17 protein-coding genes and 1 pseudogene are annotated in these 16,854 nt (G+C 67.9%); 8 read left to right on the plus strand and 10 right to left on the minus strand.

The features are described 5' to 3' along the window. Window positions 1–27: 27 nt before the first annotated feature. Complete coding sequence (locus JOD27_RS24070) at window positions 28–1,314, minus strand: MFS transporter (RefSeq protein ID WP_204764499.1); 1,287 nt, start codon at window positions 1,312–1,314, stop codon at window positions 28–30. 50 nt (window positions 1,315–1,364) lie between these two features. Further along, entirely contained in the window at window positions 1,365–2,180 is an 816-nt protein-coding gene (locus tag JOD27_RS24075) for a GNAT family N-acetyltransferase (RefSeq protein WP_239568320.1), read from the minus strand. Window positions 2,181–2,206: 26 nt separating this feature from the next. Here JOD27_RS24075 and hrpB point away from each other — a divergent pair, with 26 nt between their 5' ends. From hrpB to JOD27_RS24095, 5 genes and pseudogenes are all read left to right on the plus strand, one after another. Beyond that, on the plus strand, window positions 2,207–4,489 hold the full coding sequence (hrpB, locus tag JOD27_RS24080; RefSeq protein ID WP_204764500.1) for an ATP-dependent helicase HrpB: 2,283 nt from the start codon (window positions 2,207–2,209) through the stop codon (window positions 4,487–4,489). A 64-nt stretch (window positions 4,490–4,553) separates the two neighbouring features. Continuing rightward, a pseudogene (locus JOD27_RS47210) lies at window positions 4,554–4,616 on the plus strand (hypothetical protein); the annotation flags it as partial. A gap of 47 nt (window positions 4,617–4,663) precedes the next feature. Continuing rightward, a complete protein-coding gene (locus JOD27_RS46765; protein ID WP_307830300.1) occupies window positions 4,664–4,942 on the plus strand; it encodes a GMC oxidoreductase in 279 nt (92 codons plus the stop codon). Window positions 4,943–4,967: 25 nt separating this feature from the next. Beyond that, window positions 4,968–6,050: a macrolide family glycosyltransferase gene (locus JOD27_RS24090; RefSeq protein ID WP_204764501.1), complete on the plus strand. Its 1,083-nt coding sequence runs from the start codon at window positions 4,968–4,970 to the stop codon at window positions 6,048–6,050. After that, window positions 6,047–6,649 (plus strand): HD domain-containing protein, encoded by a 603-nt coding sequence (locus tag JOD27_RS24095; RefSeq protein ID WP_204764502.1) that lies wholly within the window; start codon window positions 6,047–6,049, stop codon window positions 6,647–6,649. Before JOD27_RS24090 ends, JOD27_RS24095 begins: the two co-directional genes overlap by 4 nt. On the opposite strand, the gene menC is transcribed toward JOD27_RS24095, so the two are convergent. The 4 genes from menC to JOD27_RS24115 are packed head-to-tail and all read right to left on the minus strand — an operon-like array spanning window position 6,634 to window position 10,816. Beyond that, window positions 6,634–7,737, minus strand: a complete 1,104-nt coding sequence (gene menC / locus JOD27_RS24100; protein ID WP_204764503.1) for an o-succinylbenzoate synthase — start codon at window positions 7,735–7,737, stop codon at window positions 6,634–6,636. The two genes, JOD27_RS24095 and menC, sit on opposite strands and share 16 nt — an antisense overlap. Next, window positions 7,734–8,441, minus strand: coding sequence for a hypothetical protein (locus JOD27_RS24105; RefSeq protein WP_204764504.1), 708 nt, complete (start codon window positions 8,439–8,441; stop codon window positions 7,734–7,736). Before JOD27_RS24105 ends, menC begins: the two co-directional genes overlap by 4 nt. Then, a complete protein-coding gene (locus tag JOD27_RS24110; protein WP_204764505.1) occupies window positions 8,431–9,843 on the minus strand; it encodes an amino acid permease in 1,413 nt (470 codons plus the stop codon). Before JOD27_RS24110 ends, JOD27_RS24105 begins: the two co-directional genes overlap by 11 nt. A 28-nt stretch (window positions 9,844–9,871) precedes the next feature. Then, window positions 9,872–10,816, minus strand: coding sequence for a GlxA family transcriptional regulator (locus JOD27_RS24115; RefSeq protein ID WP_204764506.1), 945 nt, complete (start codon window positions 10,814–10,816; stop codon window positions 9,872–9,874). 53 nt (window positions 10,817–10,869) lie between these two features. Here JOD27_RS24115 and JOD27_RS24120 point away from each other — a divergent pair, with 53 nt between their 5' ends. Genes JOD27_RS24120 through JOD27_RS24130 form a run of 3 tightly spaced genes read left to right on the plus strand, consistent with a single transcriptional unit; the run spans window position 10,870 to window position 13,567 of the window. Next, the gene (locus JOD27_RS24120) at window positions 10,870–11,778 is read left to right on the plus strand and encodes a saccharopine dehydrogenase family protein (RefSeq protein ID WP_204764507.1); all 909 of its coding nucleotides are present in this window, start codon (window positions 10,870–10,872) and stop codon (window positions 11,776–11,778) included. 21 nt (window positions 11,779–11,799) lie between these two features. Further along, window positions 11,800–12,486, plus strand: coding sequence for a response regulator transcription factor (locus JOD27_RS24125; protein ID WP_204764508.1), 687 nt, complete (start codon window positions 11,800–11,802; stop codon window positions 12,484–12,486). A gap of 10 nt (window positions 12,487–12,496) precedes the next feature. Next, window positions 12,497–13,567 carry a sensor histidine kinase gene (locus tag JOD27_RS24130; protein WP_239568322.1) on the plus strand — a complete coding sequence of 357 codons (1,071 nt, stop codon included), beginning with the start codon at window positions 12,497–12,499 and terminating at the stop codon, window positions 13,565–13,567. Here JOD27_RS24130 and JOD27_RS24135 read toward each other — a convergent pair. From JOD27_RS24135 to JOD27_RS24150, 4 genes are read right to left on the minus strand one after another with little or no spacing between them, the layout of a single operon-like run. Then, a complete protein-coding gene (locus tag JOD27_RS24135) occupies window positions 13,539–13,985 on the minus strand; it encodes a GNAT family N-acetyltransferase (RefSeq protein WP_204764510.1) in 447 nt (148 codons plus the stop codon). The genes JOD27_RS24130 and JOD27_RS24135 overlap by 29 nt on opposite strands. Before the next feature lie 57 nt (window positions 13,986–14,042). Further along, window positions 14,043–14,651, minus strand: a complete 609-nt coding sequence (gene vanX / locus JOD27_RS24140) for a D-Ala-D-Ala dipeptidase VanX (RefSeq protein ID WP_204764511.1) — start codon at window positions 14,649–14,651, stop codon at window positions 14,043–14,045. After that, window positions 14,648–15,682, minus strand: a complete 1,035-nt coding sequence (vanA, locus tag JOD27_RS24145; RefSeq protein ID WP_204764512.1) for a D-alanine--(R)-lactate ligase — start codon at window positions 15,680–15,682, stop codon at window positions 14,648–14,650. Before vanA ends, vanX begins: the two co-directional genes overlap by 4 nt. Next, window positions 15,679–16,722, minus strand: a complete 1,044-nt coding sequence (locus tag JOD27_RS24150; RefSeq protein WP_204764513.1) for an NAD(P)-dependent oxidoreductase — start codon at window positions 16,720–16,722, stop codon at window positions 15,679–15,681. The genes vanA and JOD27_RS24150 overlap by 4 nt, the downstream gene beginning before the upstream one ends. Window positions 16,723–16,854 lie beyond the last annotated feature (132 nt).

A 16,854-nucleotide genomic window follows, 5' to 3' on the forward strand; every position in this document is an offset into this window, starting at 1 on the left:
CAAGCTAAAAAGAAGCTGAGTGCGCAGTCACGCTTCCGGATGGCGTGGCTTGCCTCCCACGCGTTCGCCCGTCGGGACCTCGGCACTTTCGTCCAGGCAGCCACATTCCGGTGCGACCGCGACGGCCGTGTGTTCCTCCTCATGTGTGGGCAGGGTCTCGGGAGCCACGAGCCAGAAGGCGACGGACAGCAGCAGCGCCGCACCCGTGATGGCGAACGACGCCTCGAAGCCGAACGAGTCAGCCAGCAGGCCCGCGCACATCGGGCCGATGATCGCGCCCAGGTCGGTCACCATCTGGAAGCCCGCGAGAACGGGGCCGCCCTTGCCGCGTGCGCCGATCACGTCCGCCACGACGGCGTTCTGCGGCGGGTTCAGCAGACCGGCTCCCATGCCCGCGACCAGCGACGCGGCCATGAACGTCCACACGTCACCGGTGAAGCCCATCGAGACCGTGGCGAGGCCGCTGACGACGAGACCGGCGATGGCGACCGGCTTGCGGCCGCGGGTGTCGGCGATCTTGCCGGACAGGAACAGCATCGCCGCGTTGCCGCCGGCGAACACCGACATCGAGATGCCCGCCACGGCAGGACTGTGCTTCAACGCCTCGATGACGAACACCGGCACCAACGAGATCCGCACGCCGAACACAGCCCAGCCGTTCGCGAACCCGGACGCCAGCGCCGCCCGGTAGGCCGGGTGCTGCACGGCCTGACGCACCGACATCGGTGTGTCGCCATTGGACTTGTCCAGCGCCGCGAGAGTGGACCGCCGCAAGAAGAACCAGACCACGAACGCCGCGAGGCACAGCATCACGCCGTACGACACGAACGGCACCCACAGCCCGAACGGCACGAGGCCGGCACCGACGATCGGGCCCGCCACGTTGCCGACGAGGAAGCCCGCAGCCCACAGCCCGGAGGCCCGGCCACGCAACGGCGCCGGGGTGATGCGGATCAGCAGGCCCAGAGCGGCCACCGTGAACATCGTCGAGCCGACACCGGCCAACGCGCGCCACGTCAGCATCTCGGCGTAGCTGCTCGAGAAGCCCGACAACGCGGTGCCGAACGCCACGATCAGGATGCCGACGATGTACACCCGCGGCTCGCCGAACCGGTTGACCAGCTTGCCGCTCATCGGCGCGAAGGCCAGCCGCACGAACGCGAAAGCGCTGATCAGAGCGGCTACGGCGGTGTGACCGACGCCGAACGTGGACGCGTACACCGGCAACACGGGTGCCACGATCCCGAACCCGACGGCGATGATGAAGCTCGCCGCGACCAGAACCCAGACCTCGACCGGTAACCGCTCGCGCACAAAGCCTCCCTTAGCCCTGCTAAGGATATGTCACGCGGCAACTAAATAACTCAGTCGAGCAGCTCATCCACTCTGCGTACATATGCCGTCACGGGATACGCCGCGACGAACCCGCACGCCTCGGCGAACCGCTCCCCCGGCCCTTCGTCGACCTGCGACGCGACCAACGACGCCCCGGCAGAACGCAGAGCCGCAGCAGCAGACACCACCAACGACCGCCCAACGCCACGACGCCGCCGCGCCGGACGCACGACGCACTGCTCGACCAACCCCACACCGCGCTCGGCGAACCCCGACGCGAACCCACCGATCCGATCGCCGTCGTCCACCACCAGCACCAGGCACCGCGGATCGTCGAGCCGATGCCCGAGCCACCGCGTCAACCGGTCCCGGTTCCCGACCAGTTCGTCCGACAGCAGCTCGACGATCCCCGGCAGGTCGGCGTCGACAGCCCGCCTGACCTCGGGAGCCACTGAAGCAGGCCCGCGATGAACCACGGTCAAGAGCTCCTCGACCGCGTACCAGCCGGAGTCGTCGGCGATGCCCTCGATCTCGTCCACGGTCGTCGGCGACGCGTAGACCACGGCCTCGGCGCGCCCCACGTCCGCGAACGTCTGCTCGAGCTGCAGCAACGTGGACGCGACCTCGACCGACGACCCGTCCAGCGCGCAGCCGAAGTTGCCGGACGGCAGCGGGTTCTCCCGGTTGATCACGACCGCCGCGCACCCGACCCTGCCGACCTTGCCGTAGCGGACCGCACCGGACGCGAGCCGCGCCCCCTCGACCAGGATCGCGAGCGATCGCGCCTGGTACGGGTCCAGCAGCTCCGGGTCGTCCGGGTCGCGCAACGGGTCAAGCATCCCCATGTCCCCACCCTGACACACTCGACGGTGTGCACCTGCCAGACCTCCCGGTAAAGTCCGTCCTCCCCGAACTTCTCCAGACCCTCGACGACCACGGGTCCGCCGTGCTCGTCGCCCCGCCGGGCACCGGCAAGACCACGCTCGTCCCGCTGGCGCTGCGGGGCAAGGTGATCGTGGCCGAACCCCGCCGCATCGCCGCCCGTGCCGCCGCCGCACGCATGGCGAGCCTCCTGAACGAGCCCGTCGGCCACACCGTCGGCTATTCGGTCCGAGGCGACCGCAAGACGAGCAAGCACACCCGCATCGAGGTCGTGACCAGCGGTCTTCTCGTCCGCAGGCTCCAGCACGACCAGGAGCTGAAGGGCGTCGGCACCGTCCTGCTCGACGAGTGCCACGAACGCCACCTCGACGCCGACCTCCTCCTCACCCTCCTGCTGGACGCCAAAGCGGGCCTGCGCCCCGACCTCAAGCTCCTCGCCACGAGCGCGACCGTTGCCGCACAACGCCTCTCCGACCTGCTCAAGGCCCCGGTCCTGCACACAGAGGTCCGCACCCACAAAACCGAGATCACCTACGTCCCACCGGTCCGCAACGAACACCTCGAGAACACGGTCGCGCGGGCCATCAACAAGGCACTGTCCGAAGTGGACGGCGACGTGCTCGCGTTCCTGCCGGGCGTCCGGGAGATCAACCGGACGGCGAGCCTGCTCAACGCGGAAACCGTGATCCTGCACGGCCAGCTCAACGCCCAGACCCAGGACGCGGCCCTCAAACCGGGCGAGCACCAACGCGTCGTGCTGGCAACGAGCATCGCGGAATCCAGCCTCACCGTCCCCGGCGTCCGCGCGGTCGTCGACGCCGGTCTCGCCCGCGTCCCCAGGGTCGATCATCGCCGCGGCCTCGCCGGGCTCACGACGATCCGCGTCTCCCAGGCAGTGGCAGACCAACGCGCCGGTCGAGCCGGACGTGAGGCACCGGGCCGGGTCTACCGCTGCTGGCCGGAACATGAGCACTCGACACTCCCGCGCTACCCGGAACCGGAGATCAAGACCGCCGACCTGACCAGACTCGCCCTCGAGCTGGCGGTCTGGGGCACCCCGGACGGCACGGGCCTGAGCTGGTGGGACGCCCCACCGGAGGGCGCACTGAAGGCCGCCCAGGAAACCCTCAACGCCATCGGAGCGCTCGACCCGGACCGCCGCGACCGCATCGCGAGCGTCGGCCTGCACCCGAGGCTCGGCCGCGCGCTGATCGACGGCAGCGCGATCGCCGGCAACCGCACCGCCGCCGAAGTCGTGGCCCTGCTCGACGACAGCTCGCACCCCGCCACGAGCGACCTCGCAACCGCGCTGAAGTCGCCTGGCAAGTGGCGCAAGGAAGCCAAGAAACTGGAGAAACTCGGCAGCAACCCGGCAGGCAACGATCTGGCAGGCAACGGCGACCCGGCACTCGTGGTCGCCCTCGCCTACCCGGAACGACTGGCGAAGCGCAGGTCCAAGAACAGCAACATCTACCTGATGGCCAACGGCACGGCCGTCGAACACACCAACTCGCACCACCAGTGGCTGGCGGTCGCGATCGCCGACCGCGAACCGGGCAGCAAGCACGGCCGCATCCGCCTCGCCGCCCCCGCCGACGAGGAGCTCGCCGTGACCGCAGCCCAAGCCCTCGTGCACACGGAGGACGACATCCGCTGGAACGGCGACGTCATCGCGAACGAGGTCCGCAAGCTCGGCGCGATCACCCTCGGCGAGCGCCCGCTGAACGACCTGGCCAAGTCCCAGCAGGCTCTCCGCATGGGTCTCGAACAGGAAGGCCTCGGCCTGCTCAAGTGGACCGACGCCGCCAAACGCTTGCGCGAACGCATGGCGTTCCTGCACCGCACGCGCGACTGGCCGAGCGTCGACGACGAGAACCTGATCCGCGCGATCGACCTCGGCAAGGCGAAGAAGCGCTCTGACCTCGCCAAGATCGACACGGTGACGTTGCTGCGGAACATGCTGCCGTGGCCGGAGGCAGCGGAGTTCGACCAGCTCGCCCCGGAACGCATCGGCCAGGGCAAGGTCGACTACACGCAGGACGAGCCGGCCCTGTACGTCCGCATCCAGGACGCCATGAAGTGGGCCGACACGCCGAAGATCGCGGGAGTTCCCGTGGTCGTGCACCTGCTGTCTCCAGCGGGCCGTCCCACTGCCGTGACCAGCGATCTCAGGACTTTCTGGCGCAACGGTTACCTGCGGGTGCGCAGCGAGTTGAAGGGCAGGTATCCCAAGCACCACTGGCCCGAACGGCCCTACAGCAAGGGCACGTGAAGGTGTTCGCCGAGATCGCCCCGTTCCGGCGGGTGTCGAGACCCTCGCCTCGCTGTACCCGGCGATCACCAGGAACCCCGAGCGCGGCACGTTCCACTACGACCGCGCGACCGACGGCATCACGCTCGACCGGCGGCGTGAACAGATGAAGCCGTCGATCCGCGCGGTGAAGGCGTGTTCGACGAGATCAACCGAACAAACCTCACTACATATCGCGCGGACCTGTTCGGAATCGGGAAAGTCTTCTCGGACGACTTCACCTGTCACCCGCTGGGCGGCTGCCTGCTCGGCCGGGCCACCGACGCGTTTGGCCGGGTCAGGGGCCAGAAGAACCTCTACGTCACGGACGGTTCGCTGATCCCGCGCTCGGTCGGCGCCAACCCTTTCGTCACGATCACGGCCCTAACGGAACGGAACTTGAGTCGAATCACCGCCACCGATCTGAACCATTAGGAAACGAACAACGTTAATCTCAGCTATGGCGCACATCGCGATCTTCCTCATGCCCGAGCGCGGACACGTCCTGCCGACGCTCGGGATGATCGCGGAACTCGTGCGCCGAGGCCACCGGGTGAGCTGCCCCGTCCCGGCGGCCTTCGCCGAGGCCGTGACCGAGTGCGGCGCCACCGTGATCCCCTTCACCACCACGCTTCCCGGTCAGTTGCCCGCGTCGCTCTACGACGCCGCGCAGCTCGCGCTCGCCGAGGCCGAGATGGTGCTGCCCCAGCTGGAACCGGTGTTCCGCGCGGACCCTCCCGACATCGTGCTGTGGGACATCGCGGCGTGGGTGGGCGGTGTGATCGCCCGCGAGCACGGCGTGCCGAGCCTGCTGGTCGAGAGCTTCCTGACCAGCAACTCCCACTGGTCGCTCGGCACCGCGGTCGTGCCCGCGCGGACGTTCGACACCGCGGCGATCCGGTTCTTCACCAGGGTCCAGGGTTTCGTCGGCTGCTCGCTGCCGGAGTTCGTCGCGGGCGCGCGCCGCCGGATCGCCCTGTTCCCCAGGGAGTTCCAGCCGGAGGGCGACACGTTCGACGAGCGGTTCGTCTTCACCGGCCCGTGCCTGACCGAGCGGACGTTCCAGGGCACGTGGACTCCGCCCGGCGACAGGCCCGTGGTGCTCGCGACGACGGGCGTGCAGACATGCGCGGACGCGGCGCGTGGAATGCCGTGGCACCTCGTCACGAAGGGCAAAGTTCGTGGCGCGGCACCGAACGTCGAGACGCACGACCACGTCCCGCAGCTCGCCGTCCTGGAGCACGCGAGGGTCTTCATCACGCGCGGCGGCATGAGCGGGGTGATGGAGGCGCTGCACCACGGCGTTCCGATGATCGTCGTGCCGCACATGGCCGACCAGCGGATCAACGGCCAGCAGGTCGAGGAGCTCGGGCTCGGCGTGCTGCTCGACGACCTGACCGAGGAGAGCGTGCGCTCGCTCGTGGACCAGCTCGCGTCGGATTCCTCAATTGCCGCGCGGATCAAGGACATGCAGCGGATGATTCAGCGGGCGGGCGGAAGCGCGGCCGCCGCGGACGTCGTCGAGGAGGAACTGGCGCGGTGAAACGGATCTGGTACGACGCGGTCCGCGCTCTCGGCGGTACGCCGGACGCCGGTGATCTGGTCGAACGCTACGCCGAGCCGCATCGGGCGTACCACAACACCTTCCACGTGGTCTCTGTCGTCCGCGACTCGTCGGCGCTGGCCGACGCGTTCGCATTCTCGGTGGAGGAACGCGCGATCCTCGCATTGGCCGCCTGCGCACACGACGTGATCTACGACGGCAAACCGGGCGAGGACGAACGCTCGTCGGCCGCGTGGGCGCGGGAGCGCCTGGCAGGGCTGCCAGAAGAGCACATCGCCCGCGTGGAGTCGTTGGTGCTGGCCACGATCACGCACTCGTCCGACGACCCGCTCGCGCACGTGCTGCTCGACGCCGACCTCGCGATCCTCGGTTCGGAACCGACGCACTACGACCGCTACAGCCAGGCCGTACGCCAGGAGTACGCGCAGTACGACGACGCCGCGTGGCGCGTCGGCCGGGCCGCGGTGCTGAAGACGCTGCTCGACCGCGAGGCCCTGTTCGTGACCGAACCCGCGCGGCAGCTGTGGGACGCCACCGCGCGGATCAACCTCGCCCGCGAGCTTCAGTCCTTGGCGTAGAGCACCTTCGTCGCGGTGGTGAAGCGGCGGAGCGTCGCCGGGATCGGCTCGACGCCGATGCCGGGGCCGGTCGGCACGTGCATGAAGCCGTCCCGCAGCTCGAACGGCTCGGTGAGGTCCTCCGCGAAGTACCGCCGTGACGCCGACACGTCGCCGGGCAGCACGAAACCGGGTAACGCTGCCAGCGCGAGGTTCGGCCCGCGCCCGATGCCGGTCTCCAACATTCCGCCGCACCACACCGGAATCCCGTGCGCGACCGCGACGTCGTGGATCCTGCGGGCCTCCAGGTAACCGCCGACCCGCGCGGGTTTGATGTTGATCACCCGGCACGAGTCCAGCGCGATCGCGGTCGCCGCGTCCTTCGCCGACGTGATCGACTCGTCGAGGCAGATCGGCGTGCTGATCCGTTGCGCCAGCAGCGCGTGCCCGCGGATGTCGTCCTCTTCCAGCGGCTGTTCCATCAGCAGCAGGCCGAACTCGTCGAGCCGACGCAGGTGTTCGGCGTCGGCCAGCGTGTACGCGGTGTTCGCGTCGACCTGCAGCAGGATGTCGCCGAACCGTTCGCGCACGGCTCGCACGGGCTCGATGTCCCAGCCGGGCTCGATCTTGAGCTTGATCCGGGCGTAGCCCTCGGCGAGGTAGCCCTCGACGTCGCTGATCAGCTCGGGGATCGAGTTCTTGATCCCGACCGAGACACCGGCCGGCACTTTTTCCGCTGTCGCACCCAGGAACGTGCCGATCGACATCCCGTACGACCGCAGCTCGGCGTCCAGGATCGCGGTCTCCAACGCCGCCTTGGCGAGCTTGTGCCCCTTGATCGCGTGCGTTCGCGGCTGGACTTCCGCGGCCGTGACCTCGGGCGTCACCCGCGGCACGAGGTGCCGGTCCAGCACCAGTTCGGCAGCACCGACGAACTCCGAGCAGTACAGCGGTTCCGGGTCGGCCGCGAACTCCGACCAACCCTCGGCGGCCTCGGTGACGACCCGCATCAGGAACGTGTCCTTGGTCGTCATCGTCCCGAACGACGTGCGGAACGGCGACACCAGCGGAATCGCGACGTGCAGCAGCTCAACGCGTTCGATCTTCACCGGCGCTCCAGTTCGTACCAGCCGTCACGGGACATCGAGGTCGCCACGTACCCCTGCTCGAAGGCGTCGACGAACACTCCGCGCACGGCCTCTCGCCATTCCCGGGCCAACAACGAAGACTCCTTGCGCACCTGCACGATGTCACGCGGTACCCGGCACCAGATCCGCTCGCCGTCCGTGCGCGCCAACGGTTCTCCGTCCGGAGCCGTCGACGTGACCGCACCGGCAGGCACCGACTCGTGCGGTTCGCGGGAACCCGTGAGATCCCACTGCACGGTCAGGCGATCACTCTCGTCACCGTCGTTCACGCCGTCACGCATCGGCCCGTAGAAGTCCACTGTGTACTCGGTGACGACCGCACCGAGCTTGACCAGGTTGAACCGGGCGTTGCGCGACACGAGCGGGTCGTAGGTCCACCGCATCGACCTGGCCCCGAGCCCGAGGGCCCAGTCCTTCTGCGCGAGCTTCAACGGATGCCCGACGCCGGGCCGGGCGGCCGCGATCATCGAGTACACCGACCCGTCCGGGCAGAACAGCCCGGTCGTGGCCCCGACCAGCTCGTCACCGTCGAACGCCCCGATGGTCGCACCGCCCGCGTGCCGGATGCAGTGCAACGTCTCCGTGGACAGCACGTCCTCGGTCGTCTGCCAGGCCTCGGCGTAATACGCGGCGACGCGGGCGATGCCGGGAACGTCAGAGATCACTTGGAACCGCAAGGCGAGCCTTCCTCACGCTGTACCCGAAGTAGATGACGAACCCGAGAACCATCCACGCGAGGAACGCGATCCACGTGGCGAGCCCGAGGCTGAACATCATGTAGATGCAGAACCCCAGCCCCAGCAACGGTGTGACGGGCGAGAACGGCACCCGGAAGCTGCGCGGGCGGTCCGGCTCGGTGCGACGTAGGATGATCACCGCGACGTTGACCAGCGCGAACGCGAAGAGCGTGCCGATGCTGGTCGCGTCCGCCAGAGAACCCAGCGGCACCAACGCGGCGAGCACACCGATGAACAGGCCGACGACGACCGTGTTCACGAACGGCACACCGGTGCGCGGGCTCAGCTTCGCGAAGATCGACGGCACCAACCCGTCGCGGGACATCGCGTACAGGATGCGCGTCTGTCCGTAAAGGACGGTCAGCACGACACTGGTCGTCGCGACGACAGCACCGATCGACAGCAGGATCGGCCAGATCGCGCCGCTGACGTTGTCGGTCAGCACCCGGCTCAACGCGGCTTCCGTGCCCTCGAACGACTGCCACGACATCGCCCCCACAGCGGCCAGCGCGACCGCGCAGTACAGCGCCGTGATCACGACCAGCGACAGGATGATCGCGCGCGGCAGGTCGCGCTGCGGGTTCTTCGCCTCCTCACCGGCGGTCGACGCGGCGTCGAACCCGATGTAGGAGAAGAACAACGTGGCCGCACCCGCACTCATGCCCGCGAGGCCCAACGGGAACAACGGCTGCAGGTTGCCCGCCTTGAACGCCGTGAACGCCACCGCGCAGAACATCAGCAACGCGCCGACCTTCACCCACACCAGAATCGTGTTCGTGCGCGCGCTTCCCTTGGCACCGCCCAGCAGCACGAACATCGAGATGACCACGACCAGCACGGCGGGAATGTTGACGATCCCGCCCGCACCCGGCGGCTGGCTGAGCACGTCCGGAATCCGCAGTCCTGTCACGAGGTGCAGCAACTCGTTGACGTACTGCCCCCACCCGACGGCGACCGCCGCGACCGACACCCCGTACTCCAGCACAAGACACCAGCCGCAGACCCACGCGACGATCTCGCCGAGCGTCGCGTAGGTGTAGGAGTACGACGAGCCCGACGCCGGGATGAGACCCGCGAGCTCGGCATACGACAGTGCGGAGAACAACGCGGTGATGCCGGCGAGAACGAACGACACCACGATGGCGGGACCGGCCAGCGGAACCGCCTGCCCCAGCACCACGAAGATGCCGGTGCCGAGCGTGGCACCGATGCTGATCATCGTGAGGTGGCCGACACCGAGGCTTCGCTTGAGGTCGCTGCCAGGGTGGGTCAGCTGGTCGATCGGCTTGCGCCGCAACACCCGCGCCCCGACGCGCTGTTCGTTGCTCATCAGGCCAACATAACGTCAGCCCGCTGGCCTATTTGCCGCCGATCGGCCGGAACGTGCGGCGGTAGGTGTCCGGTGGCACACCGACCGTTCGGTGGAAGTGCCTGCGCAACGTCGTGGCCGTCCCCATGCCGGACGCCTCGGCGATCTGGTCGACGCTGTCGTCGGTCATCTCCAGCAGTTCCTGGGCACGCCGGATCCGTTGCGTGTGCAGCCACTGCAACGGCGTGGTGCCCGTCACCGCCTTGAAGAGCCGGGCGAGGTGCCGCGAGCTCATGTTGGCCTGCCGCGCCAGGTCCTCCACGGTCAGCGTCTGGTCGAGCCGCGCGCCGGCCCAGCCGAACAGCTCGGTGAGCGGATGACCTTCCTCCGACGGCACGGGCGCGAGCACGAACTGCGCCTGCCCACCATCCCGATGCGGCGGCACGACGAGCCGTCGCGCCGCCGTGTTCGCCGTCGCCGTCCCGTGATCGCTTCGGATCAGGTGCAGGCTCAGGTCGATCGCCGCCGCCTTGCCCGCACTCGTCAGCACCTGCCCGTTGTCGACGTAGAGAACGTCCGGGTCGACCTCCACGCGGGGATAGCGCTCAGCCAGCACGTCGGTGTGCGCCCAGTGCGTGGTCGCCCTGAGCCCGTCGAGCAGCCCGGCCTCCGCCAGCACGAACGCCCCGGTGCACAACGACACGATCCGCGCCCCCGCGCTGCGCGCCGCCCTGACGGATTGGAGCAGCTCCAAGTCGATCGGTTCATCCACGTCCGCGACAGCGGGCACGATCACCGTGTCAGCGCGCTCGAGCTGATCAAGAGGCAGATCGGGCTCCATCGTGAACCGGCCGGCGCGTACCGGGCCGCTGCCGCAGATCTTGACCTCGTAGTCCAGTTGCGGAGCGGTGAAGATCTCGTACGTGGCGGCCAGCTCGAAGTGGAGCATCCCGTCGGTCACGGCGAACGCGAGCATGTCCGAAACTGTACGCATCGTGTCGTTCCAGACACTAGTTCATTTACCCGTCCACGGGTTCGATGGTCTACATGGGACACAAGATCGCGGTGTACGGCGCTTCCGGACTCACCGGGCGTTTCGTCTTGGCAGAGCTGGAAAAGCGCGGCTTCGAGCCACTGCCGTTCGGACGCGCCCAGGCGACGGCCGACGACCCGGCCGCCCTCGACCGAGCTCTCACGGGTGCCGCCGCGGTGATCAACACGGCCGGCCCGTTCGCCGTCACCGCCCTCCCGCTGATCTCCGCGGCAGAACGCGCAGGCATCCCGTACGTGGATGTCGCCGCAGAGATCGAAGCCAACGCCGACACGTTCGCTCGCGGCGCCACCATTCCCGTGGTACCCGCGATGGCGTTCTATGGCGGCCTGGCCGACCTGATGATCACCACCGCGATGGGCGACTGGACGTCCGCCGACGAGGCCCACATCGCCTACGGCCTGAGCAACTGGCAGCCCACCCCAGGCACCCTGGCCGCAGGCGCGATCTCCCGCGAACGCCGCAACGGCCAACGCGTCCGCTTCCGCGACGGCGCCCTGCAGTACCACGACGACCCGCAACCAACCCTCGACTGGAACTTCCCCAGCGGCCCCCGCGAGGTCATCGCCGAGTTCTCGATGGCCGACATCGTCACGATCCCCAGCCACCTGCAGATCCCGTCGGTGACCTCGTACATGGCCACCACAGCAGCGCAGGGTCTCCACGAAGCCGCACCCCGCCAGGAACCGGAAACCTTCGAGGTGGACGTCCGCGTACGCCGTAACGGCGAGGAACGCCAGATGACCATCACCGGCCGCGACATCTACGCGGCGAGCGCACCTCTGGCCGTGGAGGCGGTGGAACGCCTGCTGACCAACCGCTTCAAGGTCACCGGCGTCGCCTCGGCCGGCGCGATGTTCGACGCGGAGGACTTCCTCGCGGCTTTCGATATGCCGACGATATGAATCCGCTCGTAGTGTCGAAGCATGCGCGTGCTGGTTGTCGAGGACGAGGCCTATCTGGCAGAAGCCATTCGCGACGGGCTGCGGCTGGAGGCGATCGCCGCCGACATCGCCGGTGACGGTGACACCGCTCTCGAACTGCTGAGCATCAACACCTACGACATAGCAGTCCTCGATCGCGACATTCCAGGGCCTTCTGGTGACGTGGTCGCCCAGCGCATCGTCGCCTCCGGCAGCGGCACGCCCATCCTGATGCTCACCGCCGCCGACCGGCTCGACGACAAGGCCTCCGGGTTCGGACTCGGCGCCGACGACTACCTCACCAAGCCCTTCGAACTGCGGGAGCTCGTGCTCAGGCTCCGGGCACTCGACCGCAGGCGCGGGCACACCAGGCCGCCGGTGCGGGAGATAGCGGGGCTGCGGCTGGATCCGTTCCGCAGGGAGGTCTTCCGCGACGGCAGGTACGTCGCCCTGACCAGGAAGCAGTTCGCCGTGCTCGAGGTTCTCGTCGCTGCCGAAGGCGGTGTGATCAGCGCGGAGGAGCTGCTGGAGCGGGCATGGGACGAGAACGCCAACCCGTTCACGAACGCCGTGCGCATCACGGTCTCCGCGTTGCGCAAACGACTCGGCGAACCGTGGCTGATCGCCACGGTGCCCGGCGTCGGATACCGCATCGACGCGGCGTCCGACGCCGGAGGCGAGCGTGGGTAGGGCGCCGGGATTGAGCGTCCGCCTCAAACTCACCCTCAGCTACACCGGGTTCCTCATGGTCGCCGGCACCTTGCTGCTGGGGGTCGTGTGGGTGTTCGTCCTGCGCCACCTGCCCGCCTACGCGGACGTCCCAGGGGGCATCCTGGTCCGTTCCTTCCTCGTGCGCGGCTTCCTGGAAGCCGCCGCCGCGGCGCTGGTGTTCCTGCTCGCGTTCGGCCTGGGCGGAGGGTGGCTGCTCGCCGGCCGCATGCTCGCGCCGCTGGGTCGAATCACCGATGCCACCCGCCTGGCCGCGGACGGGTCGCTCGCGCACCGAATCCGGCTAGCGGGTCCCAGCGACGAGTTCCGCGAGCTGGCCGACGCCTTCGACTCCATGCTCGCCCGGCTCGAAGCCCAGGTTGCCGAGCAGCAGAGGTTCGCTGCCAACGCCTCCCACGAACTGCGCACGCCGCTGGCGGTCACGAAGACCCTTCTCGAGGTGGCCCGCAACGACCGCGACCACGACTCCGGCGAGCTCGTCGACCGCCTCCACCACGTCAACGCCCGCGCGATCGACCTCACCGAGGCGCTGCTCCTGCTCAGCCGTGCCGATCAACGGTCGTTCACGCGGGACCACGTCGACCTGTCGCTCATCGCGGAAGAAGCCACCGAAACGCTCCTCCCGTTCGCGGAAGGAAGCGGCCTCACGATCCACATCTCCGGCGACGCCGCCCCCACCATCGGCTCGTATGCGCTCCTTCTGCAGATGGCCACGAACCTCGTGCACAACGCGATCGTCCACAACGTCCCCGAGCAGGGCGACGTGTGGGTCACCGCGGGCGCTGCAGCCGAGGCCGCGGTGCTCACCGTCGAGAACACCGGTCAGAAGCTCTCTCCGCAGCTGGTCTCCACGCTCGTCGAGCCGTTCCAGCGCGGCGCCGAACGCATCCGCGGCCATCAAACGGGTGTCGGCCTGGGCCTGGCGATCGTCAAGAGCATCGTGCAGGCCCACGACGGAACCCTCGACGTCACCTCCAGGGCGGATGGCGGCCTTCGCGTCGTGGTGCGGCTGCCTATCGCACGTCCCCGAGATCACGCATGAACCGTGATGATCTCCCCGCCTGGTCGACGTAGCCGCGGCGCCGGTAGAACTCGTGCGCGTCCCGGCGTCGATCGTTGCTGGTGACCTCCATGCGTGCGCACCCGTGCCCCGCGGCGAAAGCTTCCGCCGCGGCGACGAGCTGAGCGCCGATGCCCTGGCCGCGCGCCTGATCGGATACGACCAGTGCCACGATCCGGCCCCAGCAGCCGTCACGTTCGAAGAACGGGCCGACGTGGACCGCCACCAGTCCGAGCAGCCCTTCGCCGGCCTCGGCCACGTAGACCGCGCTGGACGGGTCGTCCTCCCAGGCCTTGATCCGGGTCACCGTGGCCCCGGCGCGATCCTGCGGGTAGCCCAACTGGCGGAGCAGCTCGTCGACGGCTGCGGCGTCGGCGGTCTGCGCCGGTCGTATCTGCATGCGTACCCCCGAAATCGGGCGTCTCCGGTGTGCCACACCGGAGACGCCCGTGTCTGCTCATGCGATGGGAAAATCGAAGTAGTCGTCCGGATATGGCTCGTCTTGCAGCGTGTAGTGCCACCACTCGTGCTCGTACGCGCTGAAGCCACAGGCTTCCATGACGGAACGGAGGTGTCGCCGGTTTGCCGCCTCGACCGACGTGATTCCGCTCGCTTCATGATGCGAGATCGAATCCATCAGATCATGGCCACCGCCCATCGGGGCGAGCTCACCGGTGGCCAGCTCGTAAAGCGTCAGGTCGACCGTGCTGCCCCGGCTGTGGCCGGACTTCGCAGCGACGTAACCTCTTTCGAACATCTCGGCCCTGTCGATGTTCGGATAGTGCCGTCGCTTGGTCCGGCCGTCCTCCGGCAGCCGCGACCAGCGCAGAAAACACTCCACGGCGCGTTGCGGGCGGTAACCGTCCCAGAGCACCAAACCGAATCCCAGCCCGGCGGCCTTCTCCTGGGCACGTTCGAGGGCCGTGCAGAGGGCCTTCGTGCCGACGATCCGGTTCAGGACGTACCCGTCCACGGGTTTGCCGGTGAAGTTGTCCCAGGTGGCGTACTTGGCGTCCCAGCGCATCCCCGGCACGAACTCGTCCACGAAGACGAAGTCGCTCTTCATCGCAGCTTCCCCGTCAGCGCCAAGGACACGATCCGGTCGATCACCTCGGCGAACGGCACACCCGCGGCCGCCATCATCCTGGGGTACCGGCTGTACGAGGTCAGTCCAGGGAACGTGTTGACCTCGTTGAGGACCACCGTTCCGTCTTCCTTCAGGAACATGTCCACCCGTGCCAGCCCTCGGCAACCAAGAGCGCGGTACACGGCTTTCGCCGTCTCCTGGACCAGTGCCCGCGACTCCGCGGGAACGTCGGCCGGCACCGTCACGGCCGAGTTGTCGGACCCGCTTTCCGGCTCGCTTTCCTGATGGATCCTGAAGAAGCCGTGCGACAGCGAGATCTGGTCCACCTCGCCGACGATGAGGTCCGAGTCGTTCCCCATCACCGCGCAACCCACCTCGCTGCCGGCCACAGCCTCCTCGATCAGCACCTTCGAGTCGTACTGCCTCGCGACCTCCACCGCACTCGGCAGTTCGTCTTCACGAGACACCTTGCTGACACCGAAGGACGACCCCGACCGGGCAGGCTTCACGAAGACGGGATAGACGAACCCGCCTGGCTCGGGACGCTCGTTCGCCGAGACGAACCAGAAATTCGGCGTCGCGATTCCCGCACTCCTGGCCACGAGGTAGGTGAGAGATTTGTCCATGCACAGAGCCGAGCTCTGGACGTCACAGCCGACGTAGGGAATGCCGGAGAGCTCCAGCAGCCCCTGAACCGCGCCGTCCTCGCCGAGCTTGCCGTGCAGAACGGGCAGGACCACGTCCAGCTCGATCGTCCTGTACCGCCCCTCCTCCAGCACGAGCAGGCCAGGCGCGTCACGGTCCGGCGACAGCACCGCGGGCCGGCAACCGCCTCCGTTCTCCCACCCCTCGCCTGGACCATCACAAAGCAACCAGGCGCCGCTCTTGGTGATCCCGATCCAGAACGGCTCGTACTTGTCGATGTCGAGGTTCTTCGCGACCTCCCGCGCGGACTTGACGGACACAGGATGTTCCTCGGAACAGCCCCCGAACAAGATTCCGATCCTCATATCCAGTGCTTCTTTCCGCTGTCGAATGCCCGGCAGTTGACGATGGAGTTCTCCACGGTGTCCCGCAGAGCGCGATCCGTGTAATAGGCGGTGTGCGGCGTGACGGCCACATTCGGCAACTCCCGCAGGCGCGCCAGGTTCACACTTCCCGCAGCCCTCCCCCGGCAGTCGGCGTAGAACACGCCTTCCTCCCCTTCGAGAACATCCAACGCAGCCCCTCCCAAGCGCCCACTTTCCAGCGCCGAAAGCAGAGCATCGGTGTCAATGAGCCCACCGCGCCCAGTGTTGACGACAAAAGCACCGACCTTCATCTGCCCGATACGCCGCCGATCAAGCAGATGACGCGTATCCGCGTTCAGCGGCGCATGAAGCGTCACAACATCGCTCTGCTCCAGCAACTCATCAAGCGAAACGTGCTCGGCGGAAACCTTGACGCGGCTGTCATGCGCCAAGACACGGCAGCCGAACCCCCGCAGCCTCTCGACGACCGCAGTCCCGATGCGCCCCACGCCAACCACACCGACGGTGAGGTCGCGCAGCTCCTTGCCGCGCACCTCATCCAGCCGATAGTCGCCAGCGTCCACACGTCTGATGACCGACCGGACATTCCGAATCGCCATCAGCATCAACATCACCGTGTAGTCAGCCACACCGTCAGGCGAGTAGGCGACGTTCTCCACAACAATGCCAAGACTCTCCGCACACCGAACATCAATGTGGTCGTACCCGATACTCCGGGTGGAGATGTACTCAACTCCGACCCGGCTGAGCCCGAGAAGAACCTCCGACCCGATTCGCGTCTTGTGATCAACGCTGACGCACCGATTCCCCAAGGCCAGCTCAACGTTGTCCGCGGACACCGCCGCCTCGGTAACGGTAGGCACCACACCAAATCCGGGCGCCATCTCCCGAAACAGCTCTTCCTCGTCCCGCGAGCACCCGTAAACCACAATCCCCGTTGCCGAAACCCCCGCAACGGCCCAAGACGCCGGCGACCGGTTACGACGGTCCACGGCTCGCGCCGATTCGCTGTAGGTCATACCCCCAGTGAAAACGCCCGCACGTTGTCACCACGTATCAACTTTTCGATACACCGAAGACACACGCCACTACAGCCACAGACCGGACGAGAAGGCTGAACACCCCAGAAATGGTGAGGGCCACGTAGGCGC

This window comes from Lentzea nigeriaca, from assembly GCF_016907955.1.
GTDB lineage: Bacteria > Actinomycetota > Actinomycetes > Mycobacteriales > Pseudonocardiaceae > Lentzea > Lentzea nigeriaca.

What these genes read in the sequence shown, in the direction of transcription:
- JOD27_RS24120 (WP_204764507.1), top strand. Translation starts at nt 10,870, where the DNA reads ATGGGACACAAGATCGCGGTGTACGGCGCTTCCGGACTCACCGGGCGT.
- JOD27_RS24110 (WP_204764505.1), bottom strand. Translation starts at nt 9,843, where the DNA reads ATGAGCAACGAACAGCGCGTCGGGGCGCGGGTGTTGCGGCGCAAGCCG.
- JOD27_RS24135 (WP_204764510.1), bottom strand. Translation starts at nt 13,985, where the DNA reads ATGCAGATACGACCGGCGCAGACCGCCGACGCCGCAGCCGTCGACGAG.
- vanA (WP_204764512.1), bottom strand. Translation starts at nt 15,682, where the DNA reads ATGAGGATCGGAATCTTGTTCGGGGGCTGTTCCGAGGAACATCCTGTG.
- JOD27_RS24090 (WP_204764501.1), top strand. Translation starts at nt 4,968, where the DNA reads ATGGCGCACATCGCGATCTTCCTCATGCCCGAGCGCGGACACGTCCTG.
- JOD27_RS24150 (WP_204764513.1), bottom strand. Translation starts at nt 16,722, where the DNA reads ATGACCTACAGCGAATCGGCGCGAGCCGTGGACCGTCGTAACCGGTCG.
- JOD27_RS24115 (WP_204764506.1), bottom strand. Translation starts at nt 10,816, where the DNA reads ATGCGTACAGTTTCGGACATGCTCGCGTTCGCCGTGACCGACGGGATG.
- JOD27_RS24075 (WP_239568320.1), bottom strand. Translation starts at nt 2,180, where the DNA reads ATGGGGATGCTTGACCCGTTGCGCGACCCGGACGACCCGGAGCTGCTG.
- JOD27_RS24125 (WP_204764508.1), top strand. Translation starts at nt 11,800, where the DNA reads ATGCGCGTGCTGGTTGTCGAGGACGAGGCCTATCTGGCAGAAGCCATT.
- vanX (WP_204764511.1), bottom strand. Translation starts at nt 14,651, where the DNA reads ATGAAGAGCGACTTCGTCTTCGTGGACGAGTTCGTGCCGGGGATGCGC.